We start from the raw sequence: 16,056 nt of genomic DNA on the forward strand, positions 1-16,056 counted from the left end.
AGATTTGTGTTTTGTTGTGACTATCGCGCGAGCGCGTTGAGGATCTGCGCGCGCACTTCCCCGGGATCTCCACTTTCCATTGTGGCCATGACAAATACAGCCTTACCGCCTGATGCTTTGGCCCACTGTTGGCCAATCAGCTCCTTTTCGCGGCTGTCTCGGCTTTCTTCAGGGGTGCGATCCTTGCCTTTGTATTCAACAACAAGAAATCGTCCATCCTCCATCACACCGACGAAATCCGGATAGAATTTGTCTGTTGATGTCGGCAGAGAAAACGAATTCGGATGCTTGCTGACATTTCGTGTCCAAAATTTCAGGCGTGGCGACGCATTCAAGCCGAGAGCGTCTAGCGCTAGGGCACATTTCACCTCTTCGCCTGCGTCACCCTTTTTGCTATCAAATTCTGGCACTTCACGAGGTCCCATGAAATGGTGCTTGAAAGTGTACATGCCGCGATACTTGGGGACATCGCTATACATCTCGTCAAAGAATCTGATGCCTTCATCAAACGAAATCTCGAGCCGTGCCTCTGGCCCGAACAAGTTCATCTGATAAACATTATTGCGTTCTTCCTGGCGAAACTCCTGAATCTTGGCATTCAGTTTGCGGGCGAGAATGAACTTGCAGCGCATCAGTTGCGAAAGAGGGATGTTTCGGTCGCGAGTTAGGTGTGTGACAACATCGTTTAGCCAGGCCAGAAGCTCTGGCTGTCCGATCCAGGGATCTCGGACTTTGCCATCCAACCAGCGAACCAAGGTGTTTGGCGTCCAGTCGTCAACCTCAATGTCCAGCGACAGTTGGTCAGAACTATCTGCGGCCGAAATGGTTACACGATTTCCATCAAGGTCAATTTCGAAGGTGTTTGTGGTCTCTACCACGTCGAATTCTGCGCTGGTCAACCGTGCAGGGTGATTGGCCAGAGACCAATCATGAAACTCCATGAAAATATCAGTATCGCCAAAGACAAGCTCGCCCTGAACATGCGCCATGAGGCGTGGCAACGTGAACTCTTCCCCCATATGGGCAGGAGCTAAATCTTCTGCATTCTTTGCTTTGAACTCCTCCAGCCTTTCACGCAATTCACCGTGCAGGCGTGGCGGTGTGTTCTCAAACAGGCGCTTTTCCTCTTTCGGTTTCGGGACGCCTGTAAACTCCACAGCGGTTTGGCCGCCTTCCGACACGGAAACCTTGATCTTGCCGGGGGCGACGGCCGCAATGTCACGCCGCTCCTCTTCAGAGGCGTCTACCGTGACCGTCATCGTGGGGCTTGGCCGGGATTGGCGGCCAAACAGCCCGTCATCCAGTCCTGGCTGCTCAGCCTCAATATTGGCCTCTGCCTCACTCTCCTCAAATCCCATATCGACCAGCTTGTCGCGCAGGCTGACAGCGGCTTCGGAGAAGTGTTTTGAGACGAGCTTGGCATAGGATTTGTTCAGTGCGGCTTCCTTGCGTTTGGTCGCGTATGGCATCCGCAGAACCCGGCCCAAAAGCTGCTCGGCATCGGTAGAGCTGCGGATATTGGCCAGGGAGCAGAACACATAGGCAAAGGAACAGTCCCAGCCTTCTTTCAGCGCCTCGATGGTGATGACGTATTCAATGGGGCAGTCAGGTTTGAATAGATCAATTCCGTCAAGCTCACGCTGCGCGCCCGTGGCCAAGGCAATTTTTGCCGGGTCGATGTCTTCATTGTCGATAAGGTGCTGTTTCAATACGTCAACAGTGACTTCTTCGCCTTTCTTCTGCGCCTGAAACAGCACAATGGGGCGGATATAGCCCTGACGATCCAGATCGGCGTTCTCTTGCAGTTCTGCGCGCTTCAGAATGGCGGAGTTGACTGCCCCCTGCCAGGTTTCGGCCTCATCCAGCACCACCGGCATTTTGATCATCTCTTCATCCTTCAGCTCTTGGGCCGAAACGGAATGAAGGATGTTGTTGAACCCTTTTGGGGTCGCGGTGAACTCAATCAAAGCACTTGGGTTGATGCGCTCATAGATTTCCTGGCTCAGCTTGGAACCGGCCTTGTGCGCTTCGTCCATGATCACAAGTGGCCGGTGCAGATGCATCAGGTTGGCGAAGCTATACCGAACGCCTTTATCGTCTTCGGTGCGTTCAAGCCCGGGCGCGGAGCCGGGAACCGCCGTGAAATGCGGCTCCAGCATCTCATGGTGGGCATAAACCTTGCGGCCATCGGTATTGGTCACGCGCAGGGTCTGGATCGTGCCGACAACGACGCAGAGGTTGGAGCGCAGATCATGCGGTGTGATCTGGTTGAAGTCGCTGATGTCAAAGACGCGCACGCGGCCCTCAAAAGCATCATCCAGAACCTGGCGATAGGGATGGCGCGGGTTTTTCAGCGCCTCTGCCGTCTGCACCCGGATAGTGTTTGTTGGCACCAGCCACAGCACCAGCGGAAAATCCTTTTCCACCCAAGCGTCCTTGGCCACGGTGATTGAATGCGCGGCCAGTATGGTTTTGCCGCCGCCCGTGGGCAGGCGCAGGCAGACATAGGGCACCTCTGGCAGTGCTTTGATTGGCCTGTAGCCTGCGGCATAGCCTTTCAGCCGCTTGGCCAGCTCCGGTTCTGACGTGATCTGCTCATAGGCTGATTTGGGGCCGGAAATGCGGGCCTCTTCCAGATAGCGCCGCAATGTGGCGAGAGAGGCCTTTTGATAATCCTTGAGGTTCATTTGCGGGCTTTCACGTCATATGGGGTTTGTTTGAATTCGATATTTTCAGCTTTCAGCGTCGCCTCTGACAGGGCAGTGCGTTCGCCGTAAATGGTGAGCGGGCCGGAAAATTCGCCCATAGCCTGGCGGATGGTGGCCAGCGTTTTGCGGGTCAGCACGTTGCCGCCGGAAACGGATTTGTCGCCAAGGATGCCATTATACAGAAGCGCCAAGCCGCGCCCGTCCTGAGCACCAAGGAAAGGGGAGAGCGGCTGTGGTTCAGACCAGGGCTGTCCTGTTTCAGCAAACCAGATATGAGCGGCAAGGGTGGGGAAACGGATGTCGGGCTGGATTTGTCCTTCTTCCGTGAAAACTGGCGACCCGAGGCGATAGAAACGGAAGCCACCACCGCCTTGCCAGTTCACTGCCTTTGAGATGCCCCCATTTTCGCCTTCGGCAACTTTTTGAATACGTGGGACGCAATGGGTGACGGCGTGATCACCTCGTTCGATACCAATCCACCTGCGGTTCATCTTGTGCGCAACCGCGGCCGTTGTTCCTGAGCCAAGAAAGCTATCCAGAACCAGGTCCCCCGGTTTGGAAAAAAGTTCGAAGACACGCTTCACGAGCGCTTCGGGTTTCTTGCTTTTGGGGAATTTGACCTGCCCTTCATTGTGCAGGTTGTTTGACCGGAGGTCACCCCAAAGGTTGGTCAATGGCTCGCCTGCAATGAGTTGACCGTCAATCTCTTTGAGCTTTCCTCGGTAAAATAGCCAACGCTTCCCGTTCTGAAGGTAGATGTCTGGGTGGTTTTCCCGTTCTTGGAGGAAAATACGGTCTGGCTCGCGCAGAGACAAGTCTATCATGTCCCGAGTTTCCTGCCCAACTGCGTTGTAGTCAGGTGAAACGGGTTGGACGACGCGGTGTGAGTTTTCGATAACAAATCCGTTGAGCGCCTCTTCGTATTCATCCCCAAGCGCTTTTTTCTGCTGGGTGACCTTCATTCCTGCGTTCGCCGCAAACGCCCTGGTAAGGGGCACAAGCCTCCAAGCGTGATACGGTTCTTCATAGTTCGCGATAAACGATGAATACCTTTTGTCCCGCTCCCTGCCTGTAAAGACACGATAAGGCGCCCATGCCTCAGACTTGTCTTTCGCATACATCAGGACGTAATTTGTTACAGTCACGAGGCCGGGGTTAATCGACTTGTGCCCTACAGCCGCCCCTTGAACAAACGTTGCAAGATTTACCCTGTTAGAGCGTCCAAATATCTCGTCCATAATGACGATGAAGTAGGCGAGTTCTTCGTCATCCAAGTGTACTGCAACCGTACCTCCGGGCGCCAAGAGTTCATGGATAAGCCGCATTCGAGGGACCATCATCCCTAGCCAAATTGAATGCTCGAGATTGTCGTCATAGTGTTCAAATGCTTGGCCGGTGTTAAATGGCGGGTCGATGTAGATGCACTTCACCTGGCCAGCGTAATAGGGTAGCAGAGCCTTCAAGGCGTCCAGATTGTCGCCTTGGATCAGCATGTTGCCGGTATCTCGGTCGCCATAGCCCAGCTCAGGCACCTCCTCCAGCAGGCGGTAGGGCACCTTTTCAGCGGCGCGTACATCTTCGTCTCGGGTCAACCAGCGTAGGGTCGGCATCTGCTCGGCTCTTTCTTATTTTGTGGGGGCGCGACGCGTGTGCGCCTCTGCCCGGCGACGACGGGCAAGTGTGTTCATGCTGTAAACGGAGAAAGTCAGTGCAATTGGCCAAAGAAAAGCGATGGTCAATGCGGCCTGCGTGAACTGAGGCGCAAAGATCAAAACGCCTAGGGCAATAGCCATGAGGCCGCAGGCAAACAACCCGATGAGCAAAGGCACCCTTAGCGCGACGGGCAGCCATTCATCCGGCTCGTACTGCGCAAGCAGCGCATCAATATCAGCATTGGGAATGCGTCCGGGAGGGGTGAAACGCAGAACTGTCATTGGGCCATGTCCAGCAAGTTATCGAGCCCTAGGGCACTCAGGTTGGGCAATTCTCCGGTGCGGCGTTCGGCGGATAGGCGCTCGGTATATAGCCTGCAAACGATCATCCAGCGTTTCCTGGTGCCAAGCCGTTCACCGCGCTCTGTCAGGCGTTCTTCCACGCGCTCCAATATGTCGCCAAGGGCCTGAAGCGCGCCTTCCTCGCGGTTCTGAACTCCGGTATCCCCATCCAGAATCCACAGTGGATCGGCTTGATAGACTTCAAGCAACTTCGCCAACACAGGTACGGTCAAATCGCGCTCGCCACGTGCGTAGTTGTGCAGAGTGGTCCTGCTGATGCCAAGAGACGCCGCAAAATCGGTCTGAGATGCATTTGCCGTGCGGCGAACCTGTTCGAGACGTTCTCCGATAGGCGACTCTGTAGACAAGGCAAACCTCCCCGTTGAACGCAAAGCGGAACAAGTGTTATCAGTCGTGAACATATGCCCGCGAATGAAATCAATTCGGGAAACAAATATCAAATTGTGAACAGGAGTCACCATTCGATGTCAGATCTCCATCAACAATTGGAAAGCCCTCGACAGGTGGCGGAACGGCTAGGCTGGCCACTCGCTCGAGTGCGGAAGCTGATACGTGCAAAACAGATCCGGCATGTAAAGGTCGGAGGGATCTATCTGCTGCCCCAAGGCGCACTAGAGGAATATTTGGAGGCGAATACGGTCGAGCCGTTGCCCAAGCCTGCATCTAGTGGATGAGGTTCGGTCATGGCTCGATTGATTCCACTTGCCGCGAAAGAAAGTACTGCGGCACAACTCCTTGATATGTCGGTCAGAGAATTTCGGGCGGGTGTCGCGGCAGGGCATTTGCCGGCCGGCAAGGATATTGGGGGAGAGGTTCGCTGGGATACAGGTTTGCTCCAGCGCATCATTGCAGGAGAGCTTATTGATGGAAACGAGGAGGTCCGGTGGTAGCTCGAAAAAAGTACCTCTGGCAGCATCCGAGCGGTCGCTGGTACGTCAGGAAAGGTGGGCGGTACTATCGGATTCATGCAGAAGACGGCACGCCAGAATTTGATGAAGAGTATTGGGAGATACTTCGTGGGAAGCGCCACGAAGTAAGGAGGTCGTGGTCGGTTTTGATTGCGGAGTTCCGCCAGTCGGAAAAATGGGCAGGTTACAAGCCCAGATACCGTGAAGACCTTGAAAAGATTTTCCTTTACCTGGATGAGAAGATCGGCAAACGGGACGTGAAATGGCTGACGACTGCCGAAGTCTACAAAGCGATGGAGCTGAATTCTCATCGCGTCAGATTTGCAAACTATATCCCTGTTGCACTTACGTTGCTGGTCAAGTTGGCTCGCAGAAAGGGGTGGATGCAAGAGAACCCTGCCGAAAACATCGAGCTGCTGAAGGTTCCTGAGGAACGCAAAAAACCTCATATTCCCTGGACCCATGCAGGAGTTGCAAAGTGGCGGCAAGAAGCGAAGCCCCTTGCGCTTCTGATCTTTGAAATCGGTGTCGGAAGTGACCAAAGGCCAGGGGATTGGAATGGTTTTTCTTGGGGTGATTATGACGGCGAAAATTTGAAGCTGACCCAGAACAAAACTGGCACCAGGCTTTTGCTTCCATGCACTCCGGAACTCAAAGAACAGCTCGATCTTGCCAGAAAAGCGCTTGGTAACACGCATATTCCAGACCGCCCGATTTTGGCGAATGATGATGGTTCGCCGATGACCTATCACAAGATCGCACGGGTAATGAGAGGCGAGAGAGCGCGCTTAGGGTTACTTTAACATGACCTTCATGCGCTTCGTTACCGAGGGGTGAAAGAGCTGGCCTATGCGGGGTGCAACGATGACGAGATCGCCAGTTACTCCGGACACATGTCCAAGGCCATGATCAGACACTACGCCGGTGAAGCAAGGCAATAAATGAACGCGAAAAGAGCAAACGCCAAGAGAATGAAGAAATGAACGAAACGAGACCGAACCGTGAAACTGATACCACCAGTGATACCCTCACATGTGCAATATCAGCTAAGTCATTGAATTTTTTGGAGGCGAGTACCGGAATCGAACCGGTGTACACGGATTTGCAATCCGCTGCGTAACCACTCCGCCAACTCGCCAGCCGTGGTGTAGGGCGTGATTAATCACATGCTTGCAGCCTGTGCAAGAGGCGTATTGCCTCTGTCCGGGCCAAAAACTGCTTTTCTTCCCAGATAGGAAAAATCTCAGCTGTCCGCACTTTGGCCAGGTGCTGCCGCACGGATGGCTTTGGCGATCAAGGCGGGAATACCGGGCAGCGCGCCTGTGACGGGCAGCAGAATTCCTTGGAAACAGGCAGCCTCAAGCGCTTGGGGGATGTCCTGTTTTACATGGTCGCCGGCCTGGGCAAAGAACGGCAGGCAAATTGAACAAGCAGGCAAGGCGGTTGCGGCGGTTTCAATCCGCGGGAATTGTTCCACATAGCCGGGCGACAGAGTGCAGCCGGGCAGCAAGGGACGCAGGCGGGCGGCAAAATGTTCTGCGGCCTCTGCTGCTTTGGGGCCGCGGGCAGAGCCGTGCGCGGCAAGCAGAAGATGCGTTTCTGCTAACGGCCAGCTTAGCCTTTGTGCGGCCAGGCGGACGGCCTGTGCCGCGAGGGCGGGAAGGTAGGCATCCAGACCGAAAGGCGGTGCCATGCGGTAGCTGCGGCCCTGAAGGCGGCCGGGCAGAGCCTTGGCCGTGAACCATCCCTGCGACATGAAAAACGGATAGACCACGGCGTCCTCGGCCATTTCGCGCTCCAGCCGTCCAGGCGTGGCTAGGGTGGCGGAGCGCACATCCCAGTCCGGCAGATGCGCCGCAACCTCTGCTGCGAGACCGGCCAGGGCGGCCTCTGCCGGAACAGGGTCGGAAGGCTGGCCATGGGCGGTTATAACGGCGGTGCGCGTGATCTTTGTCAAGGTGGGGGTCCGGATCGTTGAAATTGCGGAAGCTGGCAGGATTGTTCCTATATTTGGGGAGCTTGCCGGGAACTCTGCAAGGCTTGGAGGGATTTTTTCTGCGGTGTGTTGAGAAACGAAACCAAGAAGGTTGACCTTCCCGGGCGCTTCACCTAAATCAGCAAACACTCTGAGCGGGTATGGTGAAATGGTATCATAAGAGCCTTCCAAGCTTAAGGTGCGGGTTCGATTCCCGCTACCCGCTCCAGATCTTCCCCGATTGCCATTCTGTTACACCGTGACGCGGGTTGTCCGCGCTTTCATGTGCTTTTTGAAACGGCTCAGTGCTTGACGCGCGGGGCCTGCAGGGCCATGAACCTTGGCGAATGCGCGGGATTTCATACCCGCCAGCCCAAAGTGCAGAAGGATCCGGAATGGCGCGGAGACAAGCGGCCCCGAATGCGGAACAGGAGCGGGAAGGCTCCCGTAAAATTGGCGTGCTGTCGGCGCTGTGGCCGTATATGCGGCCATACCGTTTGCTGATGCTTGCCGCGACTTGCGCGCTGGTGATGACCGCAGGGCTGTCGCTGACGCTGCCTTTGGCGGTGCGCCGGGTGGTGGACAATTTCCGGGTCTCGGATTCCGAACTTCTGAACCTCTATTTTGGCGCGGCGCTGGGAATTGCTGCGCTGCTCGCGGCTGGCACCGGCGTGCGCTATGCGCTGGTGACCCGGCTGGGGGAGCGGGTGGTGGCCGATATCCGCAAGGCGGTGTTCGACCGGGTGATCGGCATGAGCCCGGAGTTTTACGAACGGGTCATGACCGGCGAGGTGCTGAGCCGGATCACCACTGATACAACGCTGATCCAGTCGGTACTGGGATCCTCGGTGTCGATTGCGTTGCGCAATCTGCTGATTTTCCTTGGCGGCATGGTGCTGATGCTGCTGACCTCGGCCAAGCTGACGATGATGGTGCTGCTGATCGTGCCGGCCGTTATTGTCCCGATCCTGGTGCTGGGCCGCCGCCTGCGCGCGATCAGCAAGGAAAACCAGGACTGGATTGCGGCCTCGTCGGGCAATGCGGGCGAGGCGCTGGGGGCGGTGCAGACCGTGCAGGCCTTTACCCATGAGGCCGCCAGCCGCCTGAAGTTCGGCGAGATGACCGAGACCGCCTATAATGTTTCCTGCCGCCGGATCCAGACGCGTGCTTATCTGACGGTAATCGTGATTTTCCTGGTGTTCTCCGGCGTTGTCGGCGTGCTGTGGATGGGCGCCAATGACGTGCGCGCGGGTGTTATGTCCGAAGGGTCCCTGATCCAGTTTGTGATCTATGCGGTGCTGGTGGCAGGCTCGGTGGCGGCGCTGTCGGAAATCTGGAGCGAGCTGCAGCGCGCTGCCGGCGCAACCGAGCGGCTGGTTGAGCTGTTGAACGCCAAGGATACCGTGCTGGATCCGGTTGCGGCGCAGGTGCTGCCCGCGCCTGTTAAGGGTGAAATCCAGTTCGACAATGTGTCGTTCCGCTATCCGTCGCGCCCCGATGTCTCGGCGCTGGACGCGGTGTCGCTGGCGGTAAAGCCGGGCGAGACTGTTGCATTTGTCGGACCGTCCGGCGCGGGCAAGACCACCATCATTCAGTTGCTACAGCGGTTCTATGACCCGAACCAGGGCGCGGTGAAACTGGACGGTGTGGCGCTGACGGCACTGCAGCGGGATGAGTTCCGCCATCACATCGCGCTGGTGCCGCAGGACCCGGTGATTTTTGCGGCCTCAGCCCGCGAGAATATCCGCTTTGGCCGGCCAGAAGCCTCGGATGCCGAGGTTGAGGCTGCAGCCCAGGCCGCCGCCGCGCATGACTTCATCTCGAAACTGCCCGAAGGCTATGACAGTTTTGTCGGCGAGCGCGGGGTGATGCTGTCGGGCGGCCAGAAACAGCGGATTGCCATTGCCCGTGCCATCCTGCGCGATGCGCCGGTACTGCTGCTGGACGAGGCGACCTCGGCGCTGGATGCTGAAAGCGAACGTCTGGTGCAGGCCGCGGTGGACGAGCTGAGCCAGGGCCGGACGACACTGATCGTGGCGCACCGTCTGGCAACGGTCAAAAAGGCCGACCGGATTGTGGTGATGGATCAGGGCCGGATCGTGGCCACCGGCACCCATGATGAGCTGGTGGCGCAAGGCGGGCTTTATGCGCGGCTGGCCAAGCTGCAGTTCACCGAAGGACTGGCGGCGGAGTAACTGCTGAACAGAGCAAAGTGACAAGCGCCCCGGATCGTTTCCGGGGCGCTTTTTGCTGGTAAAACCGCCAAAGGCCGGAAAATGGCGCCACGTCATGCCGCAAATTGCCTTGGCGTGACCCTGCACCGGCGCTTGCGCAATTGCCTGTTTGCAATAGTCTGGGCGCAAACAGAACACCCCATGAATTGGGGGAACGGGGAGGAGATTTATGGGATTTTCCGGAGTCGCAGACCGCGACGCGCTGCAGAACGAAATGCCGTATGAGGCGCGGGATCTGCCGGCCACGCTGTATGGGCTGCTGTCACGGACGGCGGGCAAATACCCCAACGGCAAGGCAGTCAGCTATCAGATTTTTTCCGGCCCCCGGGACAAGGCGGAAACCCTGACCTGGAGCACGCTGAAGGATCAGGTGAGCCAGGCGGCCAATATGTTCCGCGCGCTGGGGATCGGAGAGCAGGACGTGGTCGCCTATGTGCTGCCCAATTGCCACGAGACGCTGGTGACCATGCTGGGCGGCGCGGTGGCGGGGATTGTGAACCCGATCAACCCGCTCTTGGAGCCAGAGCAGATCGCGTCGATCCTGCGTGAAACCAAGGCCAAGGTGGTGGTGACCCTGCGGCCCTTCCCCAAGACCGACGTGGCCCAGAAGGTGGCCGAGGCCGTGCGCCATGCGCCCGGGGTGAACACGGTGCTGGAAGTGGACCTGAACCGCTATCTGACGCCGCCGAAATCCTGGATCGTGCCGCTGATCCGGCCCAAGCTGGACAATCAGGCCAAGGCGGCCCATGCAGATTACCTGAATTTCTCCAAGGAAATGGCAAAACATCCCGCCACGCTGAATTTCGCCGACAGCGACGGCGACCGGGTTGCCTGCTATTTCCACACCGGCGGCACCACGGGAATGCCCAAGGTTGCGCAGCACAAATACTCAGGCCTGATCTATAACGGCTGGCTGGGGGACAAGCTGCTGTTCACCGAAGAAGACAACATCATGTGCCCGCTGCCGTTGTTTCATGTCTTTGCAGTGCATGTGATCATGATGGCGGCGGTATCCTCGGGGGCGCATGTGGTGTTTCCGACGCCGCAGGGCTATCGCGGCGAGGGGGTGTTCGACAATTTCTGGAAGCTGATCGAACGCTGGAAGATCACCTTTATCATCACCGTGCCCACTGCTGTTTCGGCGCTGATGCAGCGGGAAGTGGACGCTGATATCTCCTCGGTGAAAACGGCGTTTTCGGGCTCGGCCCCGATGCCGATGGAATTGTTCAAGCGGTTCGAGGCAGCGTCAGGCGTGACCATTGTCGAAGGTTACGGGTTGACCGAGGCGACCTGCCTGGTGTCCTGCAACCCTCCGGGCGGGGAGAAGAAGGTCGGGTCGGTTGGGATCCCTCTCCCCTATACCGATGTGCGGATCGTCAAGCAGACCTCCGACGGCCCGCTGGAATGCGGTGTTGATGAAGTGGGGGAAATCTGCATTTCCAACCCCGGCGTCTACCCCGGCAACACCTATACCGAAGCCGAAAAAAACGCGGACCTCTACTATCAGGACAAATACCTGCGCACCGGCGACTTGGGGCGGATTGACGGGGATGGCTACCTGTGGATCACCGGCCGTGCCAAGGATCTGATCATCCGCGGCGGCCACAACATCGATCCGGCCGAGATCGAAGAGGCGTTGCTGGGGCATGAAGCGGTGGCATTTGCCGGCGCTATCGGCCAGCCGGATGCCCACTCGGGCGAGCTGCCTTGCGCCTTTGTCGAGCTGGTGGGCGGCGCCTCGGTCAGCGAGGCGGAGCTGCTGGAATACTGCAAAATCCACGTGCATGAGCGGGCGGCGATCCCCAAGCATATGACGGTGCTGGACGAGCTGCCGAAAACCGCCGTGGGCAAGGTATTCAAGCCGGATCTGCGCAAACATGCGATCACCCGTGTTTACAACGGCGCACTGGAAAAGGCCGGTTTGGCTGCACGTGTTGTCAGTGTCACCGACGACAAAAAACGCGGCCTGGTGGCCCAAGTGGCGGCCAATGGCAGTGCCGAGCCTGAAATTTCCGCTGTTCTGGCCAGCTTTACCCGGCCCTGGGAGCCGGCGGCGGACTGAACCTGATTGTAAACGTGAGATAAAAGGCGCCCTCAGGGGCGCTTTTTCATTCAGGCATTCCATTTGCGGGAATCTCTGCCTAGGCTCGGAAAAACAGACACGCAGGGAGGCTCGCGGATGGATTATGAACGGCTGATCGACGAAGAGACCTGGGACTTTATCCAGAAGACCGGGGAGCACTACCCTGATGACGCCGTTGAAATGTCCATTGAAGAGCAGCGCCTGATTTATGACTCCATGGCACGCGAGTTCCGGGTGCCGCGTCCGGATGTGGTTTCGGTCATGGATACATCGGCTAACGGGGTACCGGTCCGGGTCTACACCGCAGGCGATCCGACCCGCACGGTGCTGTTCTGCCATGGCGGCGGTTTTGTGGTTGGCGGGCTCGACAGCCATGACGATGTCTGCGCCGAGATCTGCGCCCAGACCGGTTACCGGGTAGTGGCCGTGGATTACCGCCTGGCGCCGGAGCACAAGCACCCGGCCGGTTTCGAGGATGCCTGGACCGCCTTGGAATGGGTGGAGGCCGCTTATGGCACCGGCATTGTCCTGACGGGCGACAGCGCCGGTGCGAACCTGTGCGCTGCGGTGGCGCATCATGCGCGTGGCCGGACAGAGGCAATCCTGGGGCAGGTGCTGATTTATGGCGCCTTTGGCGGCGATGTGAACCAGGGGTCCTATATCGAACATGCCAAAGCGCCGATGCTGACCCGCGAGGATGTGCTGTTTTACATGGATATCCGCACCGATGGCGCGGCGCCGAAAGATGATCCGCTGTTAACACCGCTTACCGACAGCGATTTTGCAGGCCTGCCGCCGACAGTGCTGGTGACGGCTGATTGCGACCCGGTGCGCGATGACTCCCGCGATTACAGCGACCGCATTCTGGAGGCCGGCGGCAAGGCGCATTGGATCAACGAGCCGGGCCTGATCCACGGATATCTGCGCGCCCGCCACAGCGTGGGCCGGGCGCGGGACAGTTTTGAGCGGATCTCGGTCGCGATCGAAGCACTGGGACAGGGGATCTGGAGCTACGATGACGAGGCGCCCTAGCCGGCAACCTCACGGCATTGCTCCTGTACCAGCGATGTATCCAGCCAGCCGCCGCTGGTTGCCTGCCAATCCGGGCCGGAGGTTGTGACATAGGTCCAGCTGCCGACCGGGATGTGTGAATAGCTGACATAATCTCCGGCAACGATCTGCCCGACCAGCGGTGCATCCGGACGGTGTCCCGCGCGCAGGCCGGTCACCGGACCCAGCCAGCCCAGGCAGGCGCTTTCAAATTCGTCACGCACAGGCAGGTCCCACAGCTGGTGCCTGAGGAACAGATCGTCCAGGTCCAGATAGGTCTGTTTGTTGTTCACCCGGCAGCCGAACCGCGCCTCCATCTCCTTGACCAAAGCCACCATCCGCCCGGCGTGCGGCGGCAGGGATACGGATTTGCCGATGCAGTCGCCGTTGTCGAACACCGCCCGGCCCAGCGGCGAGCCGAAACAATACCCGGCCCGGTCGATAACAGCGTTTCTGGTGAACCAAAGGTCGTGACAGGCATCGCTGGCCAGTACCGGGGACGCCAGCAGGCACAGCGCGGCAGCAAAAGATTTCATGGCAATCCTTCCTGATCAACAAAACGGCGGCTGAGGGACATCCTAGCACACAACCGCCGATTTCGCGTTACTTCAGGAACGGTTCTGCCTTCATGGTGCCGGCAATGGGCGCGCCCAGACGCTTCAGGATGGTCGGCGCCAGCTGGCGCTGGTCGATCACAGCGTCATGATCGGGGCCTTCGGCATCACCAAAGTAGTACAGTGCCGTTTCCTGCTGCAGGGCGCCGCGGCCGCCATGGTGGCCGCGCTCGTCCTGGCCGTGGTCGGCGGTGACAATCACCTCATAACCCAAATCGCGCCAGCGGGTGATGAAAGGGGCCAGCATCTCGTCCATCACGAAACAGGCGTGGTCCATTTCCTGGCAATCGTGGAAATACCGGTGGCCCATGCTGTCCAGGGTGCAGGTGTGCAGCATCCCGTAGTCCAGGCCAAAGCGCAGGCAGAGGTTGGTCAGGGTGCCGAACAGGTCGACATCCGACGGGGTCATCTGATTATCTTTGCCGTAGCCGGTCATGGAATGAAACCGGCCATGGTTGATGGTCTTGCTCTCGGGCTCGTCGTATTCGATGTCGCGCACGTAATCGAACGGGTGCCGGTTGAAGAAGGACGACCAGTAGCTGTGCGCCACAGCCCCCGTCACGCCGCCCGCTTCGCGCACCTGGGAGAATACGTCCTTTTCCTTCAGCCGGAACACATTGGCATTGCCGGTGCAGCCATGGATGGCAGGCGCCACACCGGTGTGGATCGAGGCATAGCAGCTGGCCGAGATCGACGGCAGAACAGCGCGCAGTTTCCAGACGCGGGCATCGCCGCTGTCGACCCAGCCTTCGAGGTTGCCGAACAGGCGGCGGAAGTTGCGCCACGGCACGCCGTCCAGAATGATGAGCAGGAGTTTGTTGTCCATTCGCCGAATCCCTTTTTCGCGCAGACCTTGGTGCCGTATCATCGTGACGGTTTCTTGAATTGCCATTCAAAAAACGAAAGGATGGTCAGAAACCGGCATTTCGGCGGGAAGTTTCCTGGCTTTGCCGGGGAGAGGCCGGGCCGGGCTTAGAATGCGGTGGCAAGGACATAGACGCCGGCAAGCAGCAGGAGCCCGCCAGTGGAGTTAGCAAACAGGCGCGGGTTGCGGACATGCTTTTCCGCCAGTACATAAAGCGCAAGCCCGGCAATCCAGTAGAGGTTCATGATGCCGCCGGCAAACAGCAGCAGCATCAACGCCCAGCAGCAGCCGAGGCAAAAAACGCCGTGATGGGCGCCCATCAGTACAGCACCATCCAAACCTGTGCGGTTATGCGCGGTCAGAAATTGTACCGGCATCCGGCAATGAAATAGGCAGGCGTGCTTGTAGGGGGTAAACTGATAGGCGCCCGCCGCCAGCAACAACGCACCGCCAAGCGCGCGGCTGCTAAGCGACATCATGGGACCATCAGAGAGGCCCCACGATTCCAGCCACCATTGCAAGCTGGTGGCGATAATTGAAAAAACGGCCCAAGCCAGCAGATAACCGCCAAGAAACGCCAGACTCAGCAGCGGTGCCTGCTGCGGCCTGGAGCCGGCTTTCTTGATGGCCGTGTAGAGCAACAGCACAGGCGCGGCACTGGGAGTCATCATGGCGACCATCATGATCCACCACATCAGGAAGATCAGCCCGGTGTAGGCAGGCGTCCAGGCATCGTTCGCGCCCATCTGCATCGGTGCGCCAATCGGTCCGGCCATCCGTGTCATTTCTACCGCGGTCATGGTCATGCCAACGCCAAAAACAGTGTAAAACACGCTAAGCAGCACGATCAGGGCCACGGCGCCCAGCACCACTGCCTGGTCGTGGCGTGCCAACCGTTCCGCTGTTCCCTTTATGCGCAGCACCGGTGCCATGGCCGTCTCAGGCCGCGCGCTCAACGCCTCTGCCGGTCAGGTGCAGCTCGGCGATATGGGCGTGGGTTGCGCTGTTCTTGTCCAGGCTGATCGCTGCGTTGCGTGTCACGGTCGAACCGCTGGCCATGGCGGCCTCGGTGAACTCGAAGCCTTTCGGCAGCGCGATGCTGACGAAATGCGGATCCCCGGAAACGATATTGGCGATCGGCTGCACTTTGGTTTCGGCGTAATCGCCAACCTTGGCCGACCCGGTGCCGGTTTCGCGATCATAGTCCAACGAGATCGCTGCATGCAGCGTTTCGTGCTTGGTCGGGCTTGTCAGGCTGAACACATAGAACATGGTAGCGAATTCATCGGTGTCTTCGCCTGTCATGATCGCCTCCAGCGCGGCCCGCTGATCCGCGGTGGCGCGTTCGTCGATGATCATCTGCATCTGGCCGTTGCCCTCGTGCACGGCGCCCGGCCATTTATAGATCACCGCCGCATAAAGCCCGTCCAGCTGGACGCTGCCATAATGCCCCTTGTCGATACGGTAGGTCAGCATGGCTTCGCAAGTGCCGTCCGTGGGCAGCTGTGAGAACTGGCACGGACACCCCGGATTGCAATTGCAGTTGCCGATTTCCTGTCCGTGAATGGCCCAATCTGTCATAGCAGCCCCTCCAGCCTGTTGCA

At 58.4% G+C, this 16,056-nt stretch carries 14 protein-coding genes and 2 tRNA genes; 6 read left to right on the forward strand and 10 right to left on the reverse strand.

Annotated features, from left to right (window positions below; all coding sequences use genetic code 11):
• Positions 1-20: 20 nt before the first annotated feature.
• From L1069_RS05935 to L1069_RS05950, 4 genes are read right to left on the reverse strand one after another with little or no spacing between them, the layout of a single operon-like run.
• A complete protein-coding gene (locus L1069_RS05935) occupies positions 21-2,687 on the reverse strand; it encodes a DEAD/DEAH box helicase family protein (protein WP_237455038.1) in 2,667 nt (888 codons plus the stop codon).
• A complete protein-coding gene (locus L1069_RS05940) occupies positions 2,684-4,318 on the reverse strand; it encodes a site-specific DNA-methyltransferase (protein ID WP_237455039.1) in 1,635 nt (544 codons plus the stop codon). Before L1069_RS05940 ends, L1069_RS05935 begins: the two co-directional genes overlap by 4 nt.
• 15 nt (positions 4,319-4,333) lie before the next feature.
• Positions 4,334-4,642, reverse strand: coding sequence for a hypothetical protein (locus tag L1069_RS05945; protein WP_237455040.1), 309 nt, complete (start codon positions 4,640-4,642; stop codon positions 4,334-4,336).
• Entirely contained in the window at positions 4,639-5,184 is a 546-nt protein-coding gene (locus tag L1069_RS05950) for a helix-turn-helix transcriptional regulator (RefSeq protein WP_237455041.1), read from the reverse strand. Before L1069_RS05950 ends, L1069_RS05945 begins: the two co-directional genes overlap by 4 nt.
• A gap of 222 nt (positions 5,185-5,406) precedes the next feature.
• On the opposite strand from L1069_RS05950, the gene L1069_RS05955 reads away from it, so the two are divergent.
• The gene (locus L1069_RS05955) at positions 5,407-5,613 is read left to right on the forward strand and encodes a hypothetical protein (protein ID WP_237455042.1); all 207 of its coding nucleotides are present in this window, start codon (positions 5,407-5,409) and stop codon (positions 5,611-5,613) included.
• Entirely contained in the window at positions 5,607-6,434 is an 828-nt protein-coding gene (locus tag L1069_RS05960) for an integrase (protein WP_237455043.1), read from the forward strand. The genes L1069_RS05955 and L1069_RS05960 overlap by 7 nt, the downstream gene beginning before the upstream one ends.
• A 261-nt stretch (positions 6,435-6,695) precedes the next feature.
• Here the strand turns inward: L1069_RS05960 and L1069_RS05965 are convergent.
• Positions 6,696-6,769 (reverse strand) — tRNA-Cys (locus L1069_RS05965).
• Positions 6,770-6,874: 105 nt separating this feature from the next.
• A complete protein-coding gene (locus tag L1069_RS05970; RefSeq protein WP_237455044.1) occupies positions 6,875-7,588 on the reverse strand; it encodes a CbiX/SirB N-terminal domain-containing protein in 714 nt (237 codons plus the stop codon).
• Between the two features lie 173 nt (positions 7,589-7,761).
• On the opposite strand from L1069_RS05970, the gene L1069_RS05975 reads away from it, so the two are divergent.
• From L1069_RS05975 to L1069_RS05990, 4 genes are all read left to right on the forward strand, one after another.
• Positions 7,762-7,835: transfer RNA gene (locus L1069_RS05975), tRNA-Gly, on the forward strand.
• 166 nt (positions 7,836-8,001) lie between these two features.
• Positions 8,002-9,801 (forward strand): ABC transporter transmembrane domain-containing protein, encoded by a 1,800-nt coding sequence (locus L1069_RS05980; RefSeq protein WP_237455045.1) that lies wholly within the window; start codon positions 8,002-8,004, stop codon positions 9,799-9,801.
• 208 nt (positions 9,802-10,009) lie between these two features.
• Complete coding sequence (locus L1069_RS05985; protein WP_237455046.1) at positions 10,010-11,902, forward strand: acyl-CoA synthetase; 1,893 nt, start codon at positions 10,010-10,012, stop codon at positions 11,900-11,902.
• Between the two features lie 117 nt (positions 11,903-12,019).
• A complete protein-coding gene (locus L1069_RS05990; RefSeq protein ID WP_237455047.1) occupies positions 12,020-12,955 on the forward strand; it encodes an alpha/beta hydrolase in 936 nt (311 codons plus the stop codon).
• Here the strand turns inward: L1069_RS05990 and L1069_RS05995 are convergent.
• From L1069_RS05995 to L1069_RS06010, 4 genes are all read right to left on the reverse strand, one after another.
• On the reverse strand, positions 12,952-13,509 hold the full coding sequence (locus L1069_RS05995; protein WP_134830209.1) for a DUF4453 domain-containing protein: 558 nt from the start codon (positions 13,507-13,509) through the stop codon (positions 12,952-12,954). The two genes, L1069_RS05990 and L1069_RS05995, sit on opposite strands and share 4 nt — an antisense overlap.
• A gap of 67 nt (positions 13,510-13,576) precedes the next feature.
• The gene (locus L1069_RS06000) at positions 13,577-14,413 is read right to left on the reverse strand and encodes an alkaline phosphatase family protein (RefSeq protein WP_237455048.1); all 837 of its coding nucleotides are present in this window, start codon (positions 14,411-14,413) and stop codon (positions 13,577-13,579) included.
• A 146-nt stretch (positions 14,414-14,559) separates the two neighbouring features.
• Positions 14,560-15,384 carry a DUF2182 domain-containing protein gene (locus L1069_RS06005; RefSeq protein ID WP_134830208.1) on the reverse strand — a complete coding sequence of 275 codons (825 nt, stop codon included), beginning with the start codon at positions 15,382-15,384 and terminating at the stop codon, positions 14,560-14,562.
• A 7-nt stretch (positions 15,385-15,391) separates the two neighbouring features.
• Positions 15,392-16,033 carry a DUF1326 domain-containing protein gene (locus L1069_RS06010; protein ID WP_129370361.1) on the reverse strand — a complete coding sequence of 214 codons (642 nt, stop codon included), beginning with the start codon at positions 16,031-16,033 and terminating at the stop codon, positions 15,392-15,394.
• Positions 16,034-16,056: the final 23 nt, after the last annotated feature.

It is taken from the genome of Leisingera sp. MMG026, assembly GCF_021654205.1.
Lineage (GTDB): Bacteria > Pseudomonadota > Alphaproteobacteria > Rhodobacterales > Rhodobacteraceae > Leisingera.

What these genes read in the sequence shown, in the direction of transcription:
- L1069_RS05990 (WP_237455047.1), top strand. Translation starts at nt 12,020, where the DNA reads ATGGATTATGAACGGCTGATCGACGAAGAGACCTGGGACTTTATCCAG.
- L1069_RS05935 (WP_237455038.1), bottom strand. Translation starts at nt 2,687, where the DNA reads ATGAACCTCAAGGATTATCAAAAGGCCTCTCTCGCCACATTGCGGCGC.
- L1069_RS05945 (WP_237455040.1), bottom strand. Translation starts at nt 4,642, where the DNA reads ATGACAGTTCTGCGTTTCACCCCTCCCGGACGCATTCCCAATGCTGAT.
- L1069_RS06000 (WP_237455048.1), bottom strand. Translation starts at nt 14,413, where the DNA reads ATGGACAACAAACTCCTGCTCATCATTCTGGACGGCGTGCCGTGGCGC.
- L1069_RS06005 (WP_134830208.1), bottom strand. Translation starts at nt 15,384, where the DNA reads ATGGCACCGGTGCTGCGCATAAAGGGAACAGCGGAACGGTTGGCACGC.
- L1069_RS05985 (WP_237455046.1), top strand. Translation starts at nt 10,010, where the DNA reads ATGGGATTTTCCGGAGTCGCAGACCGCGACGCGCTGCAGAACGAAATG.
- L1069_RS05940 (WP_237455039.1), bottom strand. Translation starts at nt 4,318, where the DNA reads ATGCCGACCCTACGCTGGTTGACCCGAGACGAAGATGTACGCGCCGCT.
- L1069_RS05950 (WP_237455041.1), bottom strand. Translation starts at nt 5,184, where the DNA reads ATGGTGACTCCTGTTCACAATTTGATATTTGTTTCCCGAATTGATTTC.
- L1069_RS05995 (WP_134830209.1), bottom strand. Translation starts at nt 13,509, where the DNA reads ATGAAATCTTTTGCTGCCGCGCTGTGCCTGCTGGCGTCCCCGGTACTG.
- L1069_RS06010 (WP_129370361.1), bottom strand. Translation starts at nt 16,033, where the DNA reads ATGACAGATTGGGCCATTCACGGACAGGAAATCGGCAACTGCAATTGC.
- L1069_RS05955 (WP_237455042.1), top strand. Translation starts at nt 5,407, where the DNA reads ATGGCTCGATTGATTCCACTTGCCGCGAAAGAAAGTACTGCGGCACAA.
- L1069_RS05980 (WP_237455045.1), top strand. Translation starts at nt 8,002, where the DNA reads ATGGCGCGGAGACAAGCGGCCCCGAATGCGGAACAGGAGCGGGAAGGC.